Source organism: Candidatus Bandiella woodruffii, from assembly GCF_034359465.1.
Classification (GTDB): Bacteria; Pseudomonadota; Alphaproteobacteria; order Rickettsiales; family Midichloriaceae; genus NDG2.
The window spans coordinates 1-22,894 of sequence record NZ_CP110822.1 but is presented as its reverse complement, the minus strand read 5'-3'; the positions used below and the strand labels follow the sequence as shown (position 1 = coordinate 22,894).

17 protein-coding genes are annotated in these 22,894 nt (G+C 30.4%); 3 read left to right on the top strand and 14 right to left on the bottom strand.

Annotation, left to right across the window (positions count from 1 at the left end):
• Nucleotides 1-23 precede the first annotated feature (23 nt).
• From Bandiella_RS07375 to traA, 4 genes are all read right to left on the bottom strand, one after another.
• Nucleotides 24-728: a hypothetical protein gene (locus Bandiella_RS07375; protein ID WP_323733493.1), complete on the bottom strand. Its 705-nt coding sequence runs from the start codon at nucleotides 726-728 to the stop codon at nucleotides 24-26.
• A gap of 10 nt (nucleotides 729-738) precedes the next feature.
• On the bottom strand, nucleotides 739-1,569 hold the full coding sequence (locus Bandiella_RS07370; RefSeq protein WP_323733492.1) for a hypothetical protein: 831 nt from the start codon (nucleotides 1,567-1,569) through the stop codon (nucleotides 739-741).
• A gap of 82 nt (nucleotides 1,570-1,651) precedes the next feature.
• A complete protein-coding gene (locus Bandiella_RS07365) occupies nucleotides 1,652-2,113 on the bottom strand; it encodes a hypothetical protein (protein ID WP_323733491.1) in 462 nt (153 codons plus the stop codon).
• Nucleotides 2,114-2,116: 3 nt separating this feature from the next.
• Nucleotides 2,117-5,065 (bottom strand): Ti-type conjugative transfer relaxase TraA, encoded by a 2,949-nt coding sequence (traA, locus tag Bandiella_RS07360; RefSeq protein WP_323733490.1) that lies wholly within the window; start codon nucleotides 5,063-5,065, stop codon nucleotides 2,117-2,119.
• 347 nt (nucleotides 5,066-5,412) lie between these two features.
• On the opposite strand from traA, the gene Bandiella_RS07355 reads away from it, so the two are divergent.
• The 3 genes from Bandiella_RS07355 to Bandiella_RS07345 are packed head-to-tail and all read left to right on the top strand — an operon-like array spanning nucleotide 5,413 to nucleotide 8,151.
• Nucleotides 5,413-5,667, top strand: coding sequence for a mobilization protein (locus tag Bandiella_RS07355; RefSeq protein WP_323733489.1), 255 nt, complete (start codon nucleotides 5,413-5,415; stop codon nucleotides 5,665-5,667).
• 8 nt (nucleotides 5,668-5,675) lie between these two features.
• Nucleotides 5,676-7,466, top strand: a complete 1,791-nt coding sequence (locus tag Bandiella_RS07350; RefSeq protein ID WP_323733488.1) for a type IV secretory system conjugative DNA transfer family protein — start codon at nucleotides 5,676-5,678, stop codon at nucleotides 7,464-7,466.
• The gene (locus tag Bandiella_RS07345) at nucleotides 7,459-8,151 is read left to right on the top strand and encodes an HI0074 family nucleotidyltransferase substrate-binding subunit (protein WP_323733487.1); all 693 of its coding nucleotides are present in this window, start codon (nucleotides 7,459-7,461) and stop codon (nucleotides 8,149-8,151) included. The genes Bandiella_RS07350 and Bandiella_RS07345 overlap by 8 nt, the downstream gene beginning before the upstream one ends.
• Here Bandiella_RS07345 and Bandiella_RS07340 read toward each other — a convergent pair.
• The 10 genes from Bandiella_RS07340 to Bandiella_RS07295 form a co-directional block, all read right to left on the bottom strand.
• Nucleotides 8,091-9,401, bottom strand: coding sequence for a hypothetical protein (locus Bandiella_RS07340; RefSeq protein ID WP_323733486.1), 1,311 nt, complete (start codon nucleotides 9,399-9,401; stop codon nucleotides 8,091-8,093). The two genes, Bandiella_RS07345 and Bandiella_RS07340, sit on opposite strands and share 61 nt — an antisense overlap.
• A gap of 101 nt (nucleotides 9,402-9,502) precedes the next feature.
• Nucleotides 9,503-9,688, bottom strand: coding sequence for a hypothetical protein (locus Bandiella_RS07335; protein WP_323733485.1), 186 nt, complete (start codon nucleotides 9,686-9,688; stop codon nucleotides 9,503-9,505).
• A gap of 210 nt (nucleotides 9,689-9,898) precedes the next feature.
• The gene (locus Bandiella_RS07330; RefSeq protein WP_323733484.1) at nucleotides 9,899-10,576 is read right to left on the bottom strand and encodes a ParA family protein; all 678 of its coding nucleotides are present in this window, start codon (nucleotides 10,574-10,576) and stop codon (nucleotides 9,899-9,901) included.
• Between the two features lie 10 nt (nucleotides 10,577-10,586).
• On the bottom strand, nucleotides 10,587-10,829 hold the full coding sequence (locus tag Bandiella_RS07325) for a hypothetical protein (protein ID WP_323733483.1): 243 nt from the start codon (nucleotides 10,827-10,829) through the stop codon (nucleotides 10,587-10,589).
• A gap of 84 nt (nucleotides 10,830-10,913) precedes the next feature.
• Nucleotides 10,914-11,798 carry a recombinase family protein gene (locus Bandiella_RS07320; protein ID WP_323732887.1) on the bottom strand — a complete coding sequence of 295 codons (885 nt, stop codon included), beginning with the start codon at nucleotides 11,796-11,798 and terminating at the stop codon, nucleotides 10,914-10,916.
• Nucleotides 11,795-12,076 (bottom strand): type II toxin-antitoxin system RelE family toxin, encoded by a 282-nt coding sequence (locus Bandiella_RS07315; protein WP_323732888.1) that lies wholly within the window; start codon nucleotides 12,074-12,076, stop codon nucleotides 11,795-11,797. The genes Bandiella_RS07320 and Bandiella_RS07315 overlap by 4 nt, the downstream gene beginning before the upstream one ends.
• Nucleotides 12,048-12,266, bottom strand: a complete 219-nt coding sequence (relB, locus tag Bandiella_RS07310) for a type II toxin-antitoxin system RelB family antitoxin (protein WP_323732889.1) — start codon at nucleotides 12,264-12,266, stop codon at nucleotides 12,048-12,050. The genes Bandiella_RS07315 and relB overlap by 29 nt, the downstream gene beginning before the upstream one ends.
• A gap of 218 nt (nucleotides 12,267-12,484) precedes the next feature.
• On the bottom strand, nucleotides 12,485-13,246 hold the full coding sequence (locus Bandiella_RS07305) for a hypothetical protein (RefSeq protein WP_236869650.1): 762 nt from the start codon (nucleotides 13,244-13,246) through the stop codon (nucleotides 12,485-12,487).
• Between the two features lie 12 nt (nucleotides 13,247-13,258).
• Nucleotides 13,259-13,966: a hypothetical protein gene (locus Bandiella_RS07300; protein ID WP_323733495.1), complete on the bottom strand. Its 708-nt coding sequence runs from the start codon at nucleotides 13,964-13,966 to the stop codon at nucleotides 13,259-13,261.
• Nucleotides 13,967-13,993: 27 nt separating this feature from the next.
• Entirely contained in the window at nucleotides 13,994-22,894 is an 8,901-nt protein-coding gene (locus Bandiella_RS07295; protein ID WP_323733494.1) for a LysM peptidoglycan-binding domain-containing protein, read from the bottom strand.

Below are 22,894 nucleotides of genomic sequence, written 5' to 3'. Positions count from 1 at the left end.
TATTTATTATTAATGCATTACCTTTATAATTCTTCATTTAATGGCGCAGCATCTTCAACATCTTGCTTGATCTCTGAAGGTTGTTCTGCAAGATTTATATCTTTAATTCCTTTTTGATCTTCTTCTTTATACTCATCAAGTTTATATAGCATCGCTGATGACTCTAATAGTTTATAATATTTTGTAGTATCAGCAGCCTTTTTTTTAGCATTTTCGTATTCATCATACTTGTTAATCTTTTCCCTTAGATCTCTCTCACACTCTAAATGTATCTCAGGAGAAGAGCCCCAGCAACATTTACTTGGTGCTTCGCTTGTATCTCTATAATTTGATCCTACATGTCCAGTGCTTTTTTTATTATACTCTCCTCTTAAAGTATTAATATTTTCTTCTTTTTTCCACATACTACCTCCCGCAGCTTTAAATGCATTATATGCTAGGTTTTCTTCCTTATTAGCTTCTGCTATCTGTAACTTAACTCTCTCTCCTTCATCTTCTATTTCTCTTAATTTATTATACCCTAAATTCAACATATTTACTTTTTCCTGTTCTCGTTTTGAATTTTTTAATACAATGTGTTTTCTACTTTCCTTTGCATGAATCTCTACTGTTGTTTCTAAAAGCTCCATTGCTCTTTCATCATATAATAGCTCTTCACAATTTTCTGTTTTCTCATGTAGTTCTAAGCATTTTTTTATCTCTTCAATAGTTATTGCAAGCGTTGTCATTTTTACCTCTTTAATGGTTAATTGGTGTAATTATTAATATCATTCTACCATCACTTGATTGCGATGGTGCCTTATGTATAGCTCCTTCTTTTCCGACTTTATGCACTGAGCCGTATCCTTTTTTCACCATTTCTTTATCACCGCTAAATAATTTTGTGATAGGATCCTCTTCTTTGCAATCATTAGACGATCCATGCCCGTAATAAAACGGCGTCTCTACTGCTATTTGATGAAATTTCTCTCTTTTTGCAGCTTCTACTTCTTTATATTCAGTACCTTCACCAATGATAGGAATTAAATATACTCTCTCTAAGTACTTTTGTTTTTTATTTTCTTGGGCCATTTCTTCTAAAACTAGATTTCTATCTTTATCTATATGCCAGTAATCACATACCGTATCTGTATACGTGGCTCTAGTTCTTAATACTATCTCAGCATCTCCAACGCCCTCTACATTTATAACAGAATACACTATATTCTTAACTAGTTCTGCTAAACGATAAGGAATACTACCACTTAAATTCAAATTAGAATTTATTATATCACCTAATTCATTGTCTCCTAAATCAGATAAAAACACTAATTCATTGCTAAATCTATTGATTGTAATATGAGAAATGATTTCCTTCTCTTTCTTGGAAAAACCTAAATCATAAAAAGCAAATTGCTTTCCTACATCTAATTCCATTGACGCTCTAGTGATTTCTTTATTTCTAACTTCCTCTGTCAGAGCGCATTGATAAAAAATTGACTCCTCTAAATTATACAGATAATTAGTTAATAAACCAAAGTTATCATCTGTTGAACAAACCTCTGAATTATTTAAATCAAAATCATTCATAATAATAATTTTTAATTTATCTTAAACACGCTAAAGTGAAATAATCTTAAAGTCAAGTTAGTTATCTCCCATCTGTTCATAGCTACTCCTTAGCTTTAAGTTTATTGGGCTTATTCCCCTTATTGATTGGATTAGAGTCATTTTGGCTAACATGTTCTCTCTCTTTATTTGCACTATCAACTCCTATCTTACTTTTTTGATTTTCCTCAAGCAACTTTTTTATCTCCTCATTTGTTTTCTTGATTGCCTCCACATTTCCATAAATCACAACTAAACCAGAGTTTAATGTTCTTTTATAATCATGCATAACCCACCATAAAGTTCCTACCCCTACTAAACACGCTAATAAGACACTAATTCCCAGCACCTTGCAGCATCGCTCAATCACATCAACACTATTTCTTACACTTCGTTCATGTTTTTCTATAATCCACTTATTCTGTTCTGTTATCTCAACCATCCTCTCTCCAGAATGCTTTTGTAATGCATATAATTCATCTATACATTTTTCTATTTTTTGATCGTTCATTATTTTAACCTCCAATTATTACATTTCTATCTCAAAGCCTCTGTCCTTACCTTTATCCATCTTCATCTCCATTTCTTGCTGCTTATTCATCTCTATTTCTTTGTACTTTGCTGTATCCCTAACTGCTATTATTTCATTCTTATCTTCCCTATATTGCTCTATTTTCATGTATCCACCTTCTTTTACATTAAAGTTCTCTGCAAAATCCCTCTTATTTATCAACTTCACTTCATCATATTGATGCATTACCCCATATCTCTTCCCTTCAAACTCTATTTCTCCTCCATACTTACCTCTATCTCCTATCTCTGCACCAAAGCTAACTTCTTTACCAAATTCATCACTCAAACCACTAACTTTTCTTTCCCATAGTGCTTCCTGAGATGGTGCGCCTGCCAATCCACCATCTCTAGCCTTGTATATACTTACTTCTTCATCTTGCCTAATACCTATACATCTATTACTTTCCATCATCCTATATTCACCCTCACCAGCTTTAAATATTGCATAATTTTTATCTCCTATTTGCTTATCCCATAAATACTTTACACTATCACCTGCTTCTAACTCCTTCTCCAATCCTTCGCCATAAAACTGCTTCACTTCTGCCAAATCTTTATTATAAACTCTTCTACTCTCTAATCTATCCATTATATTATCGTACTTTTTGTCACCAAAGTCATACTTAAATCTTTCCTCTATCTTCTCTTGGTTATATAGCTTATAAAACCCTCTTATCCCTATCTCTTTATAATTGCTTTCTATGCCCCTTCCTTCTGCATACTCTTTTGCACAACTCATGTAGTCCATTGCATTTTCTTTCCTAGCTTCTCGACTAAACTGATTTTTTAAATCTTCAAAACTATTAAACTCATCTTTTGACCAATATAGATTTACCTCCCCTATATGCCTACTCATTGCCACATACGCTATATGTTGGTTATATCCCTTCGATGCCATTACATATGCCCTATCTACTGTTATCCCTTGTGCTTTATGTACTGTCGATGCATATCCATGATCTATATAATTATATTTCTCTATGTTAAATGACACCTTTCTATCTTTTTCTCCTCCTTTAATATTCACTTCTATATCTCCTTTTTTATTTACTGATATAACTTCTCCTAATGTCCCATTCTTTACTCCAAGATCATTGTCATTTCTTAAGAAATATATTTGATCCTTTTTGCTAAACTCCCTATTGCCATTTGAAACAGAAAACTCATATCCATTCTTTATCATCCCCTCATTCTTTAAATCTCTTCTAGCCTCTTCATTCAATTTTCTAACATCCTCTCTCCTATACGCTAACATTATTTGTGTCTTCTCTGGATTTGATATTCTGTCACTACCCCATTTACATACCATATCCTTTATTAACCATTCCTTTTCACTATACTTATGTACCTTCCCACATTTCTCATATTGCTCTAGCGCTTTACTCACTTCTCCCATTGCAAACATCTTTGTAGCCTCTCTCTGCCAACCTGCTTCCTGTCTTTTAATATCATTCATCTCTAGATATCCTGTCCGCTCTGCTATTCCTCTAAATGCTGCTCCTGCTTCTATCGCTTGTAATTGCTGTGGGTCTCCTATCATTACCAGCTTTGCACCTCTCTCCTCTACCTCTCCTACCAATCTAGCTACATCCTTCACACCTAACATCCCAGCCTCATCTATAACTAATATATCCTTCTTCCCTAAAGTATCTCTTCCATTCTCCCAATCTATTAACCTTCTTGCTACAGTTCTACTCTCTATACCTGCTCCTCTTTCTAAACCTTGAGCTGCTATCCCTGATAACGTTGCACCCTTGACTCTATATCCACTATTTTCCCATACTTCTCTTGCCGCATTTAACATATGTGTCTTTCCTGTCCCTGCATACCCTACTATTGAACTAATCCCCTTATCTCTAGTTATATGCTCTACTGCCATCTTCTGCTCCTGACTCAGATCATACCCACCTATTACTTTTTCTACTTCACCATCCTTAACTCCAAATCTTCTCTCTTCTGATTTATTTGCCACACTCTCGTACATCTTCCTTTCTATATCTAGCATCTCCTTAGTTGTGTACTTTTCCTTACCCTCTTCTCCTACTAACCTCACTAAACTATCATGCCCCTTAATCTTAAGCATAACATCATCATATTGCTCTCTATTCACTGTCCTACTATTTACATATCTTGCTATATCTCTTTCTGTAAATATTGACTGCCTATTTGTAATAGCATTCAAAGCTATCTCTGGCTTCTCTCTTAACCTCTCCCCATTTTCCCTCATTATCTCTAGCTGACGCTCTCTCTGTCCGGTCAGCCTATCCTTCGCATCACTTGGTAACTCTACATTCTGCGGAACTAAATCTATTCCCTGATCCTTTAAGCTCCTGTGATCTATCTGCTGCTCTATTCCATTTAGGCTTAAATGCTTATTACTAAGTTCAGCCCAGCTCTCTCTCCACTCTTTTAATAACTCCCTACTATTCCACTCTACATTCTTATTCCCAAACCCTTTTTCATTTATATCCCTCATTGTAAGTAATACATGTGCATGTGGATTATAGCTATCTCCCTTCATCCCATAATGCATACATACATCTGCTACCATTCCCTTATCTACAAACTCTTTTTCAACATATTCTTTTACTAATGCTATATTCTGATCAACGCTAAACTCTCTAGGTAATGATATCTCTACTTCCCTTGCCAATTGCGAATCTTTTCTTTTTTCTCCTACTTCTACCGCATTCCATAATTTCTCTCTATCCTTTACCCACTCCGGAGATTTCTTTGGCGCCATTATTTCCTTATGCATCACATCCATTGCCTTTCCAGAATAATAGAATGTTTTATCTAACTGATACTCTTTTAACTTCTCTCCACTCCTATATGCCACACTATTTACTACATTACTGCCCCCACTTCTTCCTATCGTTTTTACACTACAGTGATACATTGCCATTTATTATATTTACCTTTACTTTTCTAATTTATTAATATTTTTCACTACTTAAGTATTATTTCTTTATTACCTTTTATACTTTTTATTAATACTTTAACTTTAAACACATTATCTTAAAATAGTATTCTTTTTTTGCCAACTATATTTAATTCACTATACCATAACGCTATGTTGCTTGCAACATATAAGCGTGCACTCTTATTCACCGAGTGCGGCTTTGTTCTTTTTACTGCTTATTTCTATGTCTTTTATTTTAATTTACGTGTTGTTGATAATACTTACTTGCTTTATACTACTTTTTATAGTACATGTAAAAGATAATTATATTTTTAGTTTGACAATTATTTATGGCTCCAGCTGCTAATTTAGATTCTCTAACGAAAAAACGTGATGTTTTAAATGCTCGTATTAGATTAATGCAAAATAGAGAACAATCTAAAGAGCGTAAGAATAATACTAGGCGTAAAATTTTAGTTGGTAGCTTTTATTTGGATCAAGCTAATAAGAATAACTCTTTTGATGATATTGTTAGATTAATGGATGATTATTTAACTCGTGATTCTGATCGTAAACTTTTTGGTTTAACACCTATTAAAAAATAGATTTCTTTATGTTTACATCAATTATAGAATACTTAACATTTTTTCGTAAAGCTAAATCTTCTTCCATTTCTTTACAAAAGGGAGATTTACCAAAAGTAGCTTTCAAAGGATATTGGATTGTATATATCTTTATTGCTATCTTTGCTTATTTTATTTTAACTGGATTTTTTGGAGCATTATCAATTGCAACCAAATCATTTAGTTTTTTTTCCATTTTTTCTATTCTCTTTATTTGTATACTCTTTTCTCCTTTTTTTCTTTTAATTATTATTGCTTTCCAAGCTAATTTTTATTACTTAAGTGGTAAAAAAACTTCCTTTAAAAATCTTCTATTATTTAATCTTACTTCTTTATTTAAATTTCTTCACATCCCTTTTTACAACCCTTGGATAACATCTTCTCCCTTTACAAACTCTTTTTTATATACTGATAGTTCTTCTGCTTTTGATAATATCAATTTAAAAGATTCTTTTGCTTTACTTCTGGGCAAATCTACTGGTCTTATGTCTACTCTTTGGCACTCTGCTTCTCTTGCTCCTAACCAAAATATTCTTCTTAGTATTGATGATGCTTCTAAAAACATACTTTGTTTAGGTGGTATTGGCTCTGGTAAAACTTCTGCTGTTATGCAACCTCTTTTACTTCAGATGCTCGATCAAAAATGTGGTGGTCTTATTTTTGATATCAAGGGGGATGTTAAAAATATTGTCCTTGCTTTTGCTAATAAAACCTCCAGAAATATTTCCATTATTGGTCCTAATAACCTTAAGATCAATTTACTTGCTGGCCTTACTCCTGAAATTGCCTCTTCATTCCTTAAATCTTCTCTTTTACTCGCAAACCAAGGTCATCTTGATCTTTTTTGGATTGATACCGCCGCTGAACTTTCTCGTAATATCCTTGGCCTTCTTTCTTTTATTCCTGATCATTATCACCTTGCTGCTCTTTATGGTTATATTTTTGATAAAGATGCATTTAATTTCTTAGAACAAAAGCTTACTTCTGTTCAAAAAAACCTAAATCCAAAACAAAAAAGACTTTTTACTGTTTACCATCAATATAAATCTTCTATTTTTGACTCTTTTGATGATAAAGTAAAAAGCGGTGTAAAAGCTACTCTTGCTCAAGCTATTTCTCCCTTTAATCATCCTGATTTAACTGATGCATTTTGCTCTTCCTCTGAACTTAAAATGGATGAGATTTTAAGCGGCTCAGTATTCTTAGTTGATGTCCCTATCTCTACTTGGGGACTTGGCGCTAAAGTAGCTTATACTTTTATTAAGCTTCGCTTCTTTAACCTTATGCAAAAGCATCATAATGCAGAAAATAGAACACTCCCTGTCTTCTTTATGTGTGACGAATTTCAAGAAATCGTTTCTTGCAACAAAGATGGCCTATCTGATCTTAATTTTTGGGATAAATCTAGAAGTAGTAAAACCATTGGTATTATTTCTGCTCAATCCATCTCTAGTTTTTTCGCTGCTACTCCTTCTCGTGATTATGCATATGCTTTACTTCAAAACTTTCGTAACAAGATTTGCCTATCTACTGAAGACCCTATTACCATTGAATATATCTCACAACTCACTGGTAAAGCTAAAACCATGAAAAAAACATCTTCTTATAATAATGAAACTATCTCAGAAGTGCGTGATTCTGTTTTAGAAGCACAAATATTTAGAAGTTTGCCTGCTGAACATGCTATTTCCCTTCTCTCTATCAATAATAAAAGTAGAGATGATGCGATTAAATTATTTCCTATATATACTGATAACTCTTCTAATATCGCCAATGGATAATTTTGATATTTCTAATTATAATTTTTTTCACCAATTAAAACTCCTTCCTTTTGTTCAAAAAATTTATCTTTACGGCTCTAGAGCCAAAGGCAATTCCACTCCTTCTTCCGATATTGATATTGCTATTTCTTGCTCTGATGATAAGAATTGGCCCCTTATTGATGATATTATCAATAATTCTGATACTCTTTTTAAAATTGATTGTCTTGATTTAGACTCTCTATCAGATCATAATCCTCTTAAAGTTAATGTTTTAAAAAACTCTATTATTATGTTTGATAAATCTTCTGAAAGAATTACTTTAGCTTTTTCTAAACTGAACGATGCTCTTTCTGCTTTAGAAACTGTTATTAAACGCCCTTCAGACCCTGATCGTATTGTTATTGATGCTACTATCCAACGTTTTGAATTTTCCTTTGAGTTATTTTGGCTTCTTCTTAAAGAAATTATCAAATCAAAAGGGGTTAAAGATGTTAACTTCCCTCGTGATGTCCTTAGCACTGCTTTTTCTCATAATCTTATATCTAACGAAGATGTTTGGCTTAATATGCTTTCTGACCGTAATAAAACTTCTCATACTTACGATAAGGAACTTGCTGACATTATTTATAACGACATTAAATCCTATTTCCCCATTATGAAATCTTCTTTTCTTGATTTGCAATCTAAATTTTCCCTTAAATAACTCATGTCTCTTATTTTTGCCATATCTTCTTGACTATATATATCTATTCTACCTACCATTTCTTCCATTGCTGACAATCTACTAAACTCCTCCTCTAAATTGTTATTCTTCCCTATTTCTCCTAGCTTTTCCCTTATTTTTTTTCTTATTTCTATTTTTGTATATCCAAAATACTTTTTCATTACATAACTCTCGTATATATTTTCTCTTACACCCCTATATTCTTCGTCTTTGAATAACATATATTTTGGTATCCCCTCTATTATCCTCAATATTCCATATTTATCTTCTTCTCCTACACTTGATACCTCTCTTGCATATTTCTCTAACTCTTCCATCTCTTTTGCCTTGTTTATTTTATGTTTTGCATAACTTGATATTTTTTTATCTACCATGTTTACTATTACTTCTTTCTTCTTCTCTGTATTTCCTAAAATATCATTTTTATCCAATTCTCTATCCCCTACTCCGTATTCACCTCCTTCTATTACTTCTACTACCTCTTCCTTGATTAGCCATCCAAATACTGCTTTAAATCCTTTTTTCGTTTCTTTTTCTCCCATTAAAAACTTACTACTATTTACTTTTACAGCATATTCCTTCCATTTTTCTATATCTCCTTCAAACTTATTAAAAAATAAGTTATTTAATTTATTTATATTACTCTTATTCACATATGCTTTAATTGGACTCACAGAATATTTAAATATTTCATTCCATACTTCTTTCATTTTTAGAGATACTTTTTGTTTTGAAATATTATCTTCTTCTTTTTTCTCTTTAGAAGAAGATACTTTAGTATCTTCTGTATAGTAACTTTTTGTTATATTATAGATTGGTTCATTTTCGACCAATCGATTGGTCGATTTTTTTCTTCTCTTTTTCTGTGCATTTAATATATCTTTATTGTATACCCTTTCTGTTAGTTTTTTATATTCTTCAAAGTTAACGCTATACCATTTTGTATGATTGCATCTTTTTGCATTTACTTTATAGGATATAATTAAATTCTTATCTTCTAAGGATTTAATTACTTTTTTTATTTTATACCTAGACCAATAAGGAAAATGATCTTCCTGCCATTGTCTGACAGAATTATATATCCATTTACCTTTCTTTCCTGTAATCTTATGTGCGTTACCTGAGAGATAAGCTACTATCCTTTCTAATAGTATAGCTTCTCCTTCCCCTATCTCTACTGCCATCTCTGGCTTTACTATTTGATATGTTCCTTTCATAGTGTACTCCATATAAATTGAAGCACAATTCGCATGTAGTTTATTGACAAACTTACTTTCCCTTGGTAAGATATCTCAGTTCAATGGGCTATCTTAAGGGTGCAAAAGTGCTCTTAAGTTTCCTTATCGCTTTCAGCAAGCATTTGTTTTTCTTTAGACATTTTTTCTCTTATAGCATCAATAATCCATACGCTTCTGTCTATCAATGCAAAATTTTTTAAGTGCTTATTGAGCTCTTCTAAAAAATTTTTAGGCATTGATAATGTTACTCTTTTTATATCTTTTTTTAAAACAGACACAGCTACTAGCTATAAATAAATTATTATTTCATTACACATTAAATGTGTAAATAAATGTTGTCAATAATAATTTCTAAAAAACACATTTACTGTGGGTGAAAAATGTATATATTTTATATTGGTAGAATTAGTATTTGCATATACTCATTAATTAATTGTTATACATTTAATATATAATAATTAATACTTTGTTATATAATGGATGTATACTTACTTATTTATAATATTTATAATTTCATTGTAACATCCTATCATTTCTTCTTTTGCTTTTTCATCAAATGGAGAGTAGTCTACTATAGTCTTACCATCTCTTATTGAATGTTTAAAAACAACCCTTTCTTTTATAGCATGCTCTAATATATAATCTGGGGTTATATTATTGTCGTCAAAAAATTTGCGAGCCTCCATTATTGGTGTAGAACTATGTCTAGTTGGTACTTTGTTGAATACCAGTATTAATGGTATTTTTCTATGTTGTATTTTTTGTAAATTATTTATTATTTTCATTAAGCTTTCTACTTCCCATAAATCTATAGAAGAAACAGGACAAGGGTTGATTATATAATCACTTCTTAATAAAGCAGTTCTCATATTAGCATCATCTATTCCTGGCGAATCTATAAGTACAGTATACCCCTGTTTTTTTTTATCATTAGCTATTTCTATTAATGCTTCTCCCCTTGCACTTGCTATAAATAAAGGCTTTATATTTGCCCCTTCTGATATCATATATTCTCTAATTCTATTCCATTTACCAACGCTGTTTTGAATATCAGCATCTAATATAGCTATTTTCTTATCATTCATAAGAAAAATTGATGCTAAGTTTATAATAAAAGTAGATTTTCCAACTCCGCCTTTAGTGCTTGCTACTGTAATTATGCTCATAAATTTATTTTTATTTATTTTTTTTCATATATTCTGCAACAATTCTAACAATAAAACTTGAACGATTGCCTTCCGTAGGATTGTTTTTTAAGTATATATTTAATTCTTGATAAAAATCCTCAGACATCGATATCATACGTCCTTTATAAGAATTTTTTTTCTTTTTTAATAAAGTATCATCATTCTTAGATACGAATTCTTTTTCCTCTTGAGTTAACTTTGAAGGATTATGAATTGTTTTTATTTTGTTCATATATTGTATTAATTAACAATTGTATAATAACTATATATTAGATATACACTTAAAAGTCAATTATTGTATAATAATTATATAATACTACCAACTTTTATCTAACTTCTCAGAAGTAATACTATGTTCAATAAAGCAATTTCTCATGTCAGCAATATTTGCCATTTCATAAATTATTTCTTCTATTTCACTATCTAAATTTTCTTCAGTAGTATATTTTATAGTCAATTTATAATCCCAAGAATCTTTACAAGGTTTTTCTAAATCATAGTAGCTATTTAAATAATCTTCTATTTCTTGTCTAACTCTTGTTTTTCCTCTAACAAACTTACTATTATTTTCAACCATCAGCCATAAATCAAGCTCAATAGATTTCTCTATATCTTTGGATATATCGTATGTTTTTAAAATCTTTTGAACAGTGCCAGTTCCTATATTTAACTTTTTTGCTATTTTTAATATAGCCATTCCGCCAGCTCTTAAACTTAATACGTCTTGTACCTTCTCTTCAAATATAATTGGTCTACCTAGTTGAGTACCACTATTTTTAGCTCTCTCTAATCCAGCTTTAACTCTTTCACTAATTATAGAACGCTCAAATTCACTAAATACACCTATCATCTGAAACATTGCTTTTCCAGATGAGGTTCTTGTATCTATGCCTTGTTGATGAAGATATAAATCTACACCTTTATCATCAAGGAGTTTAAGGAAACTAACCAAATCCTGTAATGATCTACCTAATCTACATACAGACCATGCAGCTACTATATCTATTTTATTTTGCAATATAGCTTTTTGTAGCTTTAAAAACTCAGGTCTATCTGATTTAGTACCACTTATCCCAGTATCTATATAATATTTATAAATATGCCAGCCAGATTTCTTAGCAACTTTATCTAACTCTAATCTTTGGTTATCAGTGGTTTGCTCATTTGTTGAAACCCTTAAATAAAATGCTACTTTCTTCATGTTATTTTATAAACAGAATCTCTTTTTCCAATTCTTATGACTAGTACTACAAGGTCATTATCTTTAATCTGTGATAAAATCCTATATTTGCCAACTCTGTATCTCCATATTTTAACTAAATCATTAGACTTTAATGCAATTCCATGAGCTCTAGGGTCTTGTTGTACTTTTTGTCGTAAATAGCCTATAATCCTTTTCTGCTCTTGTTTTTCTAGCTTACTAAAGTCTTTATCAGCCCCAGTAGTAAAATTAATCCGCCAAGTCATATTTTTTTTCAATCTCATCCAAAGATATAGTAGACTCTCCTTTTTCTATTCTAGCTAAAGCAATTAAAATATCAGCTTTCTCTTCTAAATAATTTTCTAAAGCCTTTTTTATAATATATCCTTTGTTACGATCTGTTTCAGAAGAAACAATATTAAGAATATGATTTAACTCTTCTGGAATCCTTGCAGTAATTGTAGCCATATAAATTTACAATAAATTATTTAATAAATATAACTTATGAATACAACGTATTCAATGTTATTTGTTATAAATGTAAGATTTATTATAACTGAAGCCTGTACAAAAAACAATGGTTTATTGTATGAAAATTTACCTATTCTGCAGAGCCCCTTTCCCCTTGATTATTTTCCTCATTTTCATTAGGGTTTTTTGTATACTCATAAATATTGATAATTTCTTTAATTTTTTGTTCCAGCTAGAGCATTTCTCATTTCATTTCTTTTTTGCAACCAGTCCTTATCACTTTTATATTTAATTAAGCTACTTTTTTCAGGGAATATAATATTAGTAATTTTGCCATTTTTTTGTATTGTGCAGTCATTACAATCTGGGTCCTGTGCTCTATATCTTGATAAGTATTCGCGACTTTGTTTACATATCCAACCTTGTTTTTTCCTTTTTTTCTTATTTTCTTCTATTTGTAGTGCCATTTGACCTATTTTTTCTTGTTTTTCTTTAGAAAAGTTATTCATTATTTTTAATATCTCTTCTTCTATTTCAAATTCCATGTTCATTAATAATGCCATACGAGAGATTTCTTCTTGGCATCTTTCTGCATCAATGAGCATAATATATCTTCCTGCATAAAATGATAAAGCAGCGGTTTCCTTAAACTCTTCTTTAGATTGTTTATCTATATTTTTTATATCAAGCATTCTTAAAAGTGTTGTTGCATATAAGTACATATATCTACTGTCATCACTTTGTTTGGTTACATCTCTAATCCAATAAGAAGCACTTAACAGTGTGTTAGGATTATCAATTGATTGAAATTTTGCAAATACACCTTTGACATCTCCTGCAAGATACAGCTGATCTAGCTCATTATAAACAGATTCATCTGCAACTGCTTTTTGATAGTTAGGAACATCCTTTTTATCATCAATTGATGCGCAAGAAGATAGTACAGCCATTGTTGCTATTAATATATATTTTTTCATAATAAGTCCTCTTTAATTAGTTTTAAATGCTTCACAGCATTTTAATAAATTTTTCTTTATAGGGAGTTTTACATGTGAATAGTACTTTTGAAAAAACTGCTTAGCTTCATCGAATCTATCACATAATTTTATTTCTACGGAACCTCTAGTTTGACTCATTAAACGATCCTTAAAATTGCGATCAAACTCTACATTATTCATCCAATAATAGTCACCTATATAAGTAACCTCACCTACTTTGACGTCAAAATAATTGACTTCTTCCGTTTCTTTATAATCTCTGCTTCCAGGAGTGCCATATACACTTTCAAAGTAATAGCGTCCTTCAGGTAGCATCCTTACACCATAAAAATACTCTGGCATTGCCAACCTTGTTTTTCCTTTTGATAAGTATGATGCATATTCAAAAAAAGAAGGAGCCTTGTCTACAAATTCTATAGCTTGCCCTTCATTATTAGGGTGTCTACTAATATAAAAATAACTAGGACGAATTATTGTTCTTAAAGAGGTTCTCCACTCTATAGGCTCTAATTTTTGTTTACAAACATAATCCGGATCAGCATTTTCAAAATAAATAGGTCTAAATAATACAACGCCATATTTACTGTCTGGGCTGTGAATTTTATCTAAATCTAAATTTATTATAGATGTGTCTCTAAATGCTGAAGAACACCCACTAAGTAGTAAAAGAGATAACAATACATAAGTATATTTTATCATAATCTAGTACCTTTAAATATTAAATTTCTAATTGATAGTTGCTTCATCTTGCTCCTCTTTGTTATTTGAATTTAAATGGCTATATTGATTAGGCATCCCTCTATAACTCTTAGGGCTCCAATTAGAATCTATTTTTCTTTGTATGTTTAATTGTGTATTTATTGTTGTCTGATAAGAAAGCCAAGAATTATGGATGCTACTATACAAATCTGGTTCTTTAATCTTTAATTGCTGCATTTTACTTTTTCCAGATGTGCTATCTAGTTTTACCGTTCTATAGTTGGCATTTGGATCAGTATAATACTTTGACTTATGTTCATGATTATCTCTATGATCTGAAAAACCCTCTTTAATTAATAGAGTTTGTTCTGCCATATGAATCCCCAGTGTATTCACTTGATTATCTAATGCGGTATATGCTGTAATTTTATCTGTTTTATATTTATCCTTCCCTAACATCATATCTGCAGCTTTTTTAGCGCCAGGTGCATCAAGCGATGTCGCATATATATCATGTTTAGCAGATAACACTTGCACATGAGCCCCTCCTAACGAATGACCTACTGCATTTATTGATTCACCTGGTTTCAACTGGTCTTTTGCATAACTATATAATTTGTCTGCATATTGGAATTGTCTAACAAATTGCTTTGTTAATTCTGGATGTGCTGCACCCAAGCCTGCTTTAACATCCTTTATATCATGTATACCATCAATACCTGATATAACAATAGTGTATTGCTTTAATTCTTTGCTATACATCAAAATACCATCAAAGCCTGTTTCTTTATCTCTTAATACATATGTAGCTTCAAACCCAGCATCTCTTATGTTCTTATATTTATCATTCTTCTTCATCTTTTCATTGATGTCATGCACTTGCTGTTCCGTTGATAAATTCTTAATACCCTTCCTTAATAAATCCGTATAAACAAATTCTGCCATATTTGTGTTTCTTTTATCTTCTTCAGACAAATAGTTTTTAGTATTTTTACCTTCACTCTTAGGAGAATTTTTTAATCCTTGGTTCTTTGGTGTATAGTCTTGATTCGTCCCACTCTGACAATTTGGTTCGCAATTAGTTTTTACTCTTTTTTCTGGTATTTTAATCTTTTGTCCAGGTTGTATTTTATTGGGGTCTTTTATATTATTTTCTTTTGCCAGATCAGCAGGAGTAATATCTAAGTCTAGATTTTTTATTATTTTATTCAGATTATCGCCAGGCACTGCTATATAGCTTCTATCTTTTGTAGGCGTATCATCATTTTTCCCCCCCTCTTTTTCGTCTTGTTTTCTTTTGTTGTCAGTATCTTTTTTAGAATTGATTACTCCACTATCCTGTACAACACCTACTGTATCTACTTTAGGCTTATCTGGTTTTTTATTTGGCTGATTATCATATTTTTCCGTTGCCAACCTTATTTTTTCTCCTAAATATTCACCTATATATTGATTTGGTATAGTAGCTAATTCATTTGCTATAGGCTTTATTATTCCTTCTTTTTGTGTTCCCTCTACTAAGTTACTTACTGATGCTGTAAATATTGCCTCTATATTCTTATTTAGCATAGAGTTTTTTTCTTCATTATGAAGGATAATGTTAGCTATATGGTTACAAGTAGTTACTAGGCCTTTGTGGTAATCCTTTAATTTTTCTTCTAAATTTACTTTATTGAACTCATTACAATTTCTATAATCTATCTCACCTGCTACTACATAATTTTGTGCATTTATTACTTCAAATAATTGTTCTCCAATAGCATTAAAATTATAAACTAATCTTTTTTTCATCATTTCAGCACTACTCATTGATCTAGACACTATTTCATCTATACTTTTCCTTATCTTATTACCTATCTTCTCTATAGCTTGAACACTTTTGATTGCACCCATTGTAAGTTCAACACCTGTACTAATAACTCTACCTAAATATGGCACTGATGAGGCTGCTACATTAATAGTCTCAGTTGAAACGCCTTTTACAACTGAAGTTTTTTCTCCTTTAAACCTTAATGCATAATTTCTAACAGCTTTTTCTATGTCTCTAATTAACTGATTATACAGTTCTTTATTTCCATTTATGTTATCTGATGCGTATATCTTATCCAGTTTGTCTTTGTACCGATTAAGTATATCGGTGATTTCAGCTTTAGCATCTGACTCTATATCTTCTTTATCTACAAACTTTTTCATCTGGTTATATATAACAGCGCTTCCTGCTGTTAATCCTGCTTGGATTGCAAATGCTTTATATACAGCTGATAATTTATCTAAATTTTTTGTATATTCTTCTACTTTTTTTGCTATATTGACAATATTTTTTAAACTATCTATACCACTTAAGAAATGTAATGTACCTGCAGTTGCAATCGATATTCCCATAGCAATACCTTTACCTTTTATGTAATCCTCAAAGTCCATAGGTGTATTAGTTGCTACTGATATTATTGAGCCTATTATATCTCCAATACCTTGGAAGATGAATGATGCAGCTAGTGCTTTACCAAATACTGCGCCACCTAAAATATTAGCTTGCAACATCCAAATCCCAGTATAAATCAGTACAACTCCAAGCACAGCAGAAAATATCGTTGTAAACCAATTCTTATTTTCTTCTAATTCATAAGTTTCTACTTGATATAAAAAGCCACCTGATGCAGTGATCTGATCTAATATATAACTTTTACTAGCAAAATTTATTTCTTTTGCAATGCCCTTAAGAGATTTCATGCTTGCATCCATCTCGCTTTTATAAGAGCCTATATCTCCTATATTTTGTGTTAGATTAAAAAATGCAGCTGTACTATTTGTTACAATTGATTTATCAATTTCAGGCTCATCAACTTTATAATAAGTAGTGGCATTTAAATATGATTCTAATTGATTAGCGTTACCTGTTTTATTCAAAAATTCTATTGTTGCATTTCTTATGTCTATATCATTGGTTATTTCTTCAAGGGTTATATGATTACCAACCCTAATCATTTCTTTCCCAGATAAATTTTCCAATACTTTGAAGTTTTTATACATAACCTCGAGTATTTTTTTATATATCTCTATCGATCCTATTAGTTGAATTGTTAAATCATCTTCCAATCCTACTAACTTATGCGTTAGTAAAAACGTTAACTGTGATTCATATTTTGGTATTTCATATTCTTCTATCTTACTAGTTGCGTTACTCAAATCCTCTGCATATCTGTTTATTACTTCTCCAGCCTCCTTACCTTGCTTGACGTTGGTAATTCCTCTACCATCTTTTACTAGTCTAATGGCACTTAATGCATTATGGCCAGCCCATGAATACATATCATTTAACTTTATCGCGTCTTCTAAAAATTTTATAGATTGCGCTAATGGATTCTCAACCCTGTAATTGATTGATCCAAATCCTAATCTTCCAATATCTTCAAACACTCCATAAATTAAATTTTTAACTTTATTTACAGGTGATGTTATTAAAGAGTTCCATAAGCTTTCTGCTTCCTTATCTATTTTTATAGGCTGATATCTATAATCTTTATCTTTTGCGTCTATGTATAAATATCTCCATGCTTTAAGTACTAAATATGCAGGATTTGTTATTAAATTATTGTTATTTACTTTTTCTATTACATCTTTTTTTATCTCATTAAAAAATAATTCTATTAGCTTTGCTTTTTTTTCTTCAAATAACTTTTCTAACTGCTTTTTATCTTCATCAGTATCTATTTTACAATCTATCTCTAATGCCTTTTCGTGTTTTTTGAGCCAAATTCCAAAATATTCTTTGATTTGATTAATTTCTGATTGATTATTATATAATTCTCTATCTTCCTTCCATAATTCATATTTTTTTCTAAGCTCTACTTGCTTGAGTATATTGTGTAAGTTTACACTCTTTTTTTCATCTATTTGATTTTGCTCATCTAGACTAACTTGAGATTTTAAATCACTATACTCCTCTCCATTTAAAAGTAGCCATTTTAAGTATGCCTCTTTTTTATTAATACTTAATATGCCCCACCCTTCTTCTTTTTTTACTATATCATTTGGTAATTCATTTTCTAATGCTTTATTAAATCTATATTCAATTCTATCCTTTATCTCATTAAAGTATGTATAACCCTCAGTTGTTGCTATAAAATGTATTAACTCATAATCTTGATTACTCAACCCTATTCTTAAACCTTTAGACTCGCCTACTAATTCAACTTTATTTAATAATGTGTTAGTATGTTGATAACCTCTTTTATCTATAACTTCTAATTTTTCAGTAACTTTTATAACTTTGTTTTTTTTCTTATCTATTTCTGATATTTTGATATAAATATCATTATCTTCTTTATATAAATATATTGTTTGTTTCGCTAATGCCTCGGCATTCTCATATTTATTTAGATTATCATTACTGGTCACCACTAAATTATAGCCTGTAGGTGAATTAGCTTCTTTTACCAATTCTACAAATTCTTCAAATACTATATCCCTTATTTCTAAATAGGGTAACTCACATAGACGATTGCTTTCTAATTTTTTAAATTCTCTAATATTTCTTTCTTTATATAAATTATGAATATCATTACATCCGTAATTCTCATAACAGCTGTAATGATCTAGATTATTTCCATTAATAATTAATTGTGCAGAGCCTGGCTCTCCTTTTCTTGCTGTTCTCCCATACGCTTGATCCTCAACTCTGATGCTTTGAGAGAATATACCCATAATTAGATGAAGCCCACCATTATTTATAACTTCTCTGTCTATCTTTAAGTCAGTTCCTCGCCCCGCTAGGTTAGTTGCAATTATTACATCTCCTATCCCTAATTCATTCTTTTCTATTTTATCTTCTTCAGTCTGATCTCCTATTTTATAGGTTATAATATGCTTCTTACTATAACCACTAGCAAGAAGTGCTTCTTCTAATTCTTCTACTTTTTCAATTGTTTCAACTATTATGAGGGCTGCTCTTTTATCTAAAACTTTTCTAAAAATTACCCCTATTATTTCTTGCTTCCATATCTCATTGGCATTTTTAATATCATTTTTATCTGTTCTTATTCCATCATATGTAATTATAGGCCTATATTCTGTTAAATCTTTATGAATAAATTTTGGTATATGGCTCAATTCTACTCTATAGGTTTCTTTTAAAAATTTTTGATGTGAATTTTCCCCAAGTGTACCTGTCACACCATAAATACTACCTTCATATTTTTTGAAGAATCCTACATATGACATATAGACATTAACAACATGTTCTGATTTTACAGTTAATCCATGCTTTAACTGTATAAATTGATGCAACCCATCAGACCATTGTAATTTTTGTTGTATAGCCCCTGTATTAACATAATCTACAGGCGCTACTATTTTAAATTTATCTATTGAATGAATATCTTCTTGTGGATCATAAATTATATAATGTAATTTATCCTTATGCCAATATGCATTTTCAAATGAATCAATCCATGTGGTTAATTGAGTTTCTGCAAATTTCTCTAAATGTTCTGGTACAGTATAAAGTCTTGCATCTCTATCTATTTTATATGCTAGTATTTCTTCTTTTGTATAATTATAAATCTCTCCTCTAAGTATCTTATTACAGCTATCATCCACATATATTAATTCATATTCTATATCAGGAGTTTTACTTAAATCTATATCCTCTAATTTTAAATCTTCATCTATTTTAGGGACTTTAATCCAGCACTTATCTCCTTCATGTTTGAGCATACTAGCGTCTACAATGCCTGTTCCCCACATATATAAAAGCACTGGCACTAAATTTTCAAACCCAGGGATTGGACTAGATAATTGCACCTTCATGTTATTCTGATCAATAAACATGTTATCAACTTCATCAATAACTACTATATCATGCCCTCTACCATATTTAGCATTTCTTGAAATATCTCTTAACGTATCCCCTATAAAATTCAGTAAATCTCCATATACTATATCTGCTAAATAACATTCTTCTTTGTACTCTTTTCTACCCTTAATATTATGAGCTACAGATATATTAAATGAATTATAAAACTCTTTATATTCTCTTACATCTCTTTCAGCTAACACATTATTACTTGTGACTATGTCTACTTGCCTACCTTCCTTTGTTTTAATTGTAGCAAACATTGCTATAATTAATGACTTGCCCTCTCCCGTTGCAATCTCTGCAAGTCCACCATGCCCCAATTGTAACAGAGATAATAATGATATTATCTGTATATCTCTTGGGTAATACTTACTCTCAAGTATAGTTCTATGAGCTACTTCAGATATAACGGCTATAATCTCAGCTATTGTAGCCTCACTTACTTTGATATTTTGATTCCAGTTTTTAATCTCTTCTTCCTTTAAATCTTTTAATTGAACTAGCTTATCTAAGCCATCCTCTCTGATTAATACTCCATTCTCTTTTATAGTAGATATTTCTTTAAACTTGCTCTCAAAGTACTGATCTTCTATTAATTGTTTGATCTTTTCATTTTTATTATTCACTAACTTTAGCTCTTTGATTAACTGATCTAAAGTGAATGCCTTATAATAATTATTATCCCTTACTAGTTGATTTATTTTATCTTCTGCCTTTTTACCGACATCGACTGCACTAAACTGATCTAATGATTTATTCACCGATTCTAATATAGTTTCTAGTATATCTTCTATCGTGTCGCCATATCTTGAGCTATGAGCTGGAAGTAAACTATAATCACTAATTTTTTCTAAATAGCTAAATATATTAATATATTTAGCTACACTTTGCTCGTTTAGACCGTTATTAATTCCTTGGTAGAACCTATAAATATATTCAAATATTCTATCATTACTCCAACTTTTATTAAGCTGACTTATACTCCTTGTATATGCTACTTGGTTTATTAACTGAATATCAAAATTATCTATGTTGTGAATAAGTGGAATATTGCTAGTAACCTCATATATTAGGTTATTCACTAACTCTTGATATATATTATTTAAATTAACTATAGACCCGTTAATACTCAAAGTATCGATAATGTAATTAATACCTTTCTCTTCAAAAAAAGAATAATATTTATTTAAAAAATCAATAAAAGAATTGATTCCTACTATACTTTCAAATGATATACTATTTATACGCTCTTTTATTCCATCTATAACTGATAACTCCCTCTCATAGTAAAAACACTCTTCTTTGCTCATTAAAAATTTTCCATCTGCCGTTATTATTTCAAATATAACGGCACTATCAAAAAAATTATATTGATTATCTAAACTAGAACATTGATCATTTGTATTATACTTGAAGAAAGGTAGAGGTCCTTTATTATCGCCACCACTTAAGCATTGTCTTATTTCCATTGAAGTATATCTTGTAACATAATCTAAAATTCTATTTTCCTCTGGAGTTAATAAAATATTTTTATATACCTCTATCTTTTTTAATCCTAACCTTGCTAATTCCAGCAAATACCTTTCCTGCGTTATAATAACTTCCTTATAAAATCTTTCCAATACATTCGCTGTATTGCTATTAACTCTATCTAATAACTGGCGAGCTATTTCTTTTTTATTATTGAGGGTACCTTTTGAATATTCATTATACTTATATGCGACTTTTAGTATTTCTTCTCTTGCATAGAGTTCCTCAGAATTTAAATTTACTGTTTCTGAATCAAGCTTTGCAACTATGCTTTGAATCTTATCTAATTCATAGTTTTCTGCTTTAATAGCAAGCTCAGTTAATTCCTTATATAATAAACTAGAAATATCTTTTAGCGATTCTTGATTTGCAACTTCATATACATCTAATACCTGAAATCTAATACCTTTATCAGAAGAATTAATATGATGAATCCAATCAGCAAATAATTTGTAATTAGGTAGTCCTATGCCATTTTGCAATAATCTCTTAACTATAAATAGCTGCTTACTAAAGTCTGTGACTTTTTCTATAACACTACTAACCTTTTCTAAAGATTCATGAGATATGTTTTTATACTCTGCTAATATATCAACTACTATACCACTAAAATAAACCTGATCTTTATTGTAATAATTAAAAATGGAATCTACCAATTCATTATCTAAAATTACACCTTTATTTAATAAATGTGTGGCCTTATTCTCTACATATGAAGCCTCTTTCTCCGCTTGCTTATTTAGTATATTAGATAATGATTTTGATATACTTTTCCCTATATATTTAGAAACGCTCTTATCTTCCAATAAATCTTCAATAAACCCGATTTCTTCCTTGCTTAAGTAATAGTTACTCTCTGATATTTTTTTTGTAATTTCTTGTTTAACGGTAACATCAATATTTTCTTTTTTGACTACCTCTATTAGATATTGAAATTCTGCGCTTTTATGACTTAATACTTGATTTATTAACAATCCAACTTCTAAATCACAGATCTCATTCTTGCAGTATCCACTTTTATATTTGCTATTTATTTCACTCTTTAGATAACTTAATGTCGTTTCTTTTAATTTATAATCGGGCGTTTCTTTAAAAGCTTGAAGTATGATTTTATCTATACCATTTTGCCTTATAATCTCTTTATTAAATTCTTTTTCTAGTGCATCTGGCGCAATAATTGCTATTTGAAAAATATTTCCTCTAAATATTTTATTTTTCTCTTTTTCTAACTCTTCATTTCCTAATTGATAATACTTTCCAAAAAATAATTTATTAACACCATATGCATTTGGAGATTTCAACCATTTTCCCAATTTACATTCTTTTTCCCCATTGACCTCTTCATATAGCAATACATCACTATATTGTGCAAAAATCTCATTAGGGGCTTCGCAATCTTTTGATGCATTATTTACAAAATAATCTCTACTGTTAGCCCAATTAGAGCATATGTCTTCATTATTACCACATAAATTCTCATGAGTTTTTATGAAATATTCATGATCATACGCAAAATCTAATAATGTAAACTCAAAAGACAT